At 35.3% G+C, this 2,457-nt stretch carries 3 protein-coding genes; all 3 read right to left on the bottom strand.

Annotated elements, in window-relative coordinates:
• Window positions 1-287 precede the first annotated feature (287 nt).
• Window positions 288-689 carry a transposase gene (locus tag E5S67_RS34980; protein WP_172193413.1) on the bottom strand — a complete coding sequence of 134 codons (402 nt, stop codon included), beginning with the start codon at window positions 687-689 and terminating at the stop codon, window positions 288-290.
• A gap of 427 nt (window positions 690-1,116) precedes the next feature.
• A complete protein-coding gene (locus tag E5S67_RS33830) occupies window positions 1,117-1,449 on the bottom strand; it encodes a hypothetical protein (protein WP_246277088.1) in 333 nt (110 codons plus the stop codon).
• A gap of 36 nt (window positions 1,450-1,485) precedes the next feature.
• Window positions 1,486-1,956 (bottom strand): hypothetical protein, encoded by a 471-nt coding sequence (locus E5S67_RS33835; protein WP_246277089.1) that lies wholly within the window; start codon window positions 1,954-1,956, stop codon window positions 1,486-1,488.
• Between the last annotated feature and the right edge of the window lie 501 nt (window positions 1,957-2,457).

Raw genomic sequence — 2,457 nt, forward strand, 5'->3', positions numbered from 1 at the left:
AACTCGAAATAAACGTCGCTTTTATCAACAGGGTATACGGGCTGCAACCCTGATTGCGTCTATCTCCTAAACCTCTTTGTCACCCCCCCAGGACATAGTGTAAATATTTTATTTCCAACTTTCATATTCTTTCTTCTGTTTCTGATACCATTTTTTTAAAGATGTGCTAGAGATAAAAAATGTAGAATCCAAGACCATCCTGTGAGAAAACCAATGACACGATCGGTTAAAGATGATAAGATTTCCTGAAGTTTTACACGGAGTTCGTCAAGATTACTAAAGACTAATCAAGCTAAAAATTCTTTGGTGTATTCCCCTACTCTTTCTGTTGGATTTATTTCAGGACAATGAGGAGGTTGAAATAGTAAAACAATATTGTCTGGTAATTCAAATGTGCTTAAAAGATGACCGGGAGCATTATCGACTTGAATAATATGCAATTCATCGGGATATTGAAGCGACAATTGTTGCAAATATGCTTGAAAACAAACTCGATCTAAATGGGAAAACTCCCAAAAAAAACTTCTCCCAGTAAATGGGGATACGGCTCCATAAAGCCAAAAACATTTAAATTTCCATTGATGTTTTCCTACGGGTTTTACACCCCGCAATGTTAGCCTTCGTCTTTGAATTGTATGTAGTCCTAATCGAGTTTCGTCACCAATACTCCGGACAGTTTTTAAGCGCAGCTAGAGTACCAGAAGACAAGACTGAAGGGAGGTTAGGATGATTTAAAATCAAGTTTAGGTCTAAATCTAACTTGCTAATAAATGTATAAAGTAGATGCAAGTTTGTATTCTCGGCGTTTATAAGAGGCCATTTAAAACACGAAAGGATGGGCAGATAAGTGACGATTATAGGCTTCATATTTGGCTAATTTAAGGCGATTAGACTGGCAGTAAAATGAAAATCAAGCCGTTGGCTATTCAGAGATTGACAATCGACAAACCAGTAAATTGTTTGGCATCACGAAAAATGAATTCAATTTGAAAACGAGCTTGATAATACTCAAGTATTTACTCGGATGGGAGATTGATATCCGTGCTAAATAATAAAATATTTTTTTTTACCGTTAGTTTGAAGCTCAGATATACAAGCCAAACGGATTTTACATTTTCAGCAACAACTCCATACTACTAATGAATAAAGCTTAACTCCCGGCTTTATTTCTTTGATGAAAGTTAGATTGTTCAAATTATTGCAGTCAACTTTACCATCGTATTTACGAGGAGCGCCGAATTGATTTTTTTCTCCGGCATAAAGGTAATTTAGGTTGGCATCAACCCTTAATTTACTAATTAAATTTAAATCTGACTCCCGTACAGCATCCCAAAATTTAGCGCGGCAATAATAGCCATATGCCATCAAATAACCTACAGAGTCTGGCAACAAAGAACGAGTGTTTTTCAAATGCTTAGCATAGTCATCAACTCTTGTTATCTCAGGCATTGATCTTTCAGACACCTATTTTTTATAGCGGTTTTTTTAGTTTTTTTTCCGAGTAACAGTCCGGGGGTTTTTCGGTAGTTCTGTGGCCGGACGCTTATGAGTTTGTTGCACGCTTAAACTATAAGAAATATGAGTTTCAACTTCGACAACAGAAATTACAGAAATTTCTAATCCCTGTTCAGCTCTGCCCGCGACACCATTATAAAAATAACCTTTTTCCTCAGTTTTTTTGCCACTTTTTTTCAAAAAAGAACAATCAATAACGGCAATAGTGCGCTCACGATTCAAGGCTTTTTTGAAAAAATATTTAGAGAATTGGGGAAAGTCAAAGTTTTTGAAAAATTGGCATCGATAAGTTTTTTCATTCAACAAACTATAACGACCCAGATTGGTGAAGTTCACTTTGCCATAAACCAGCACAATTGTCGAAAATAAAGTTACCATAAACTTTTTTTGTGCTTGACTAACCCCTGACATTTGTTGTAAGATAGATTCAATAATATTCATTATACAGTCTGTTTAGCTCGGTTTTTTTAAGCTTAACTTAAAAAGTGTATTTTTTTCTGCCTTTTGGATTCAAATTCCACTGACTTTTTTGTGGACTGTCGCTCGCGTCTCTATTAGATATCTCCGAAAACAATCAAAGCCTTTGTGTAGCTAAGCTGTAGGACATAAATACAATCATCCTAAATTAGCTATTCTGTACGCTCAAATAAGGCTTTGAGATATTTATTGTTGATAATTAGGCTAAAATATCTAGTTATATGCGTTGATTTTAACCTGATGATGTAGTGGATATTTCTAATGGTAATATTAAGTAAATCGGCAGGAAAATTCGTAAGTATGTAACAAAATATTAAGTAGGATGATCTGCTCTCAATTTAATGCGTTTTGTAGAGTAGTTTCCTTTTTTCCCTCTAGCTTCTACCCCATTAATTACGGCATAAGCTAGCTCTAATTCATCTTCAAACATTTGTCCGGCTAGCTCATCTTTTTTGATGTGTTGCC

Source organism: Microcoleus asticus IPMA8 (assembly GCF_013179805.1).
GTDB classification, from domain to species: Bacteria; Cyanobacteriota; Cyanobacteriia; order Cyanobacteriales; family Microcoleaceae; genus Microcoleus; species Microcoleus asticus.

What these genes read in the sequence shown, in the direction of transcription:
- E5S67_RS33830 (WP_246277088.1), bottom strand. Translation starts at nt 1,449, where the DNA reads ATGCCTGAGATAACAAGAGTTGATGACTATGCTAAGCATTTGAAAAAC.
- E5S67_RS33835 (WP_246277089.1), bottom strand. Translation starts at nt 1,956, where the DNA reads ATGAATATTATTGAATCTATCTTACAACAAATGTCAGGGGTTAGTCAA.